This window comes from Ruminococcus sp. YRD2003, from assembly GCA_900109435.1.
Taxonomy (GTDB): domain Bacteria; phylum Bacillota; class Clostridia; order Oscillospirales; family Ruminococcaceae; genus Ruminococcus; species Ruminococcus flavefaciens_G.
Genome location: FNZT01000041.1, coordinates 1 through 1,731 on the forward strand (window position 1 = coordinate 1; position 1,731 = coordinate 1,731).

Annotated in this window: 1 protein-coding gene; it reads right to left on the reverse strand. The window is 47.4% G+C overall.

Annotated features, from left to right (window positions below; all coding sequences use genetic code 11):
* Positions 1 to 41: 41 nt before the first annotated feature.
* Complete coding sequence (locus BMX22_RS15710) at positions 42 to 1,280, reverse strand: IS110 family transposase (protein ID WP_318259796.1); 1,239 nt, start codon at positions 1,278 to 1,280, stop codon at positions 42 to 44.
* Positions 1,281 to 1,731: the final 451 nt, after the last annotated feature.

A 1,731-nucleotide genomic window follows, 5' to 3' on the forward strand; every position in this document is an offset into this window, starting at 1 on the left:
CCCGCACCGAAAAAATTTTTCGGCGGGCTGGAGTTGCCGGATTAATATTCCTCCGGCGGGATATACAGGCGGTTAGTCTTCAGCAGTGTATAGACTAACCTGACCAACTTTCTGGCAGTGAGAGCGAGTGCGCGTTTATGATTGTGCTTGTTAGCCTCTTTGTATTTGAGAGCGTAGAAGCGCTTGAACTCCGGGTCGCATCTTCTCAGAGCGTTTGCAGCTTCGCACAAATAGTATTTCAGATGATGGTTACCGCCTTGGATCATGCGCTTGTCCTCAGCTTCAAAATCACTGGACTGGTGCTGAGTCCAGACAAGACCGGCATATTTTGCCAGGCTTGCCTGACTGGGGAAACGGTTAATATCACCGATCTCAGCGATGATTCCGGCAGCATAAATATTGCCAATGCCTTTGATTGAGGTAAGAGTCTGTGGGAATGCTTCCAGCATCTTTTCAATTGCCTTATCATACTCCTTGATCTGCTTCTGGAGCAGACGAATGGTGGTCATAGATATGGCGAGCATCTGCTTGGCTGCATCTGCAATGACCTGCGGCGGACGGTAAGAGTTTTTCGCAGCACGCTGAACAGCTTCCGCAATCTCTTCCGGATTCTCAAAGTGATTTTTGCCTTCCTTACGAATAAAATCCGCAAGCTCATCGGTACTCATATATGCAAGCTCATCGAGCGAAGAGAACTCTTCAATCAAAGCCATAGACGTTGCACCGAATTTGTCGGAGAAAATTTTCTCTTGTGCCAGTCCGGAAAAGCTAATAAAAATATTGTTCAGAAGACGCTGCTTTTCCCGTGTCAGTTCCTGCACGAGCTGATGACGCGCTCGGGTATACATCTTGAGCGCCTGATACTTGTAATCGTCCATGTAGACCTCCTTATTGATTCTGCCAAAGCGGAGGTGGTCTGCAATGACGAAGGAATCGACATAATCGTTTTTCGGAAGATCGGAATAAGCATCCCGGAACTTTTTGACCTGTTTGGGATTGAGCATATACAGGTGCCGGTCAAACCGTCCAAGACTGCCGCTTTCCCTGAGAAATCGCATGAGATTATCACCGTAAACGGATGTGGCTTCCATGCCAATCACAACCTGTGGAATGTCCTGCAATAGAAGCACAGAGGTCACTCTGTCAACAATTAATTTTGCACCATTCCTGTTGTTCGGCACAGAAAATGAACTTTGTTTGCTGCCGTCGGACTGCATGAGATAGCAGACGTTATTCTTGCTGCTGACATCAATGCCAACATAAAGTTTGTCTTGATTCACATTTTCCACCTCCCTTCATCGGGATTTTCAACCAGCAGGCATTCAGCTACCCATGATACTGTGGCATCCGCAACCTCGCATATCAGCATACACTCCGGGCGGCTCCGATGCGATGATCCGTACTGCCTGTAAAACCGGATGGAGTGCATCCCGGATAAACAGCCTACGTGTAAGCAGCTAACTCACAGCTCTGGGGAACAGACTCTCTAAGGAAGCAACCTTGAGGTTCGACTAAGGAAGATCAGAACTTGTTCCTGCTGATTACAGCTATTATATCATGGGTATGTGAATGCCTGTTGATTGTTTGATTAAACCCGGCGGAACTCCGCCGCAGCATTGAAATCTCCATTCGCTACGCTCATTCCGATTTCAATGCTGCTTTACTCAACCGAGCGTGGCAGAGGTTCATTGGGGTGCTCTTTAAACCACCCTAAAATCTATTATACGAGGA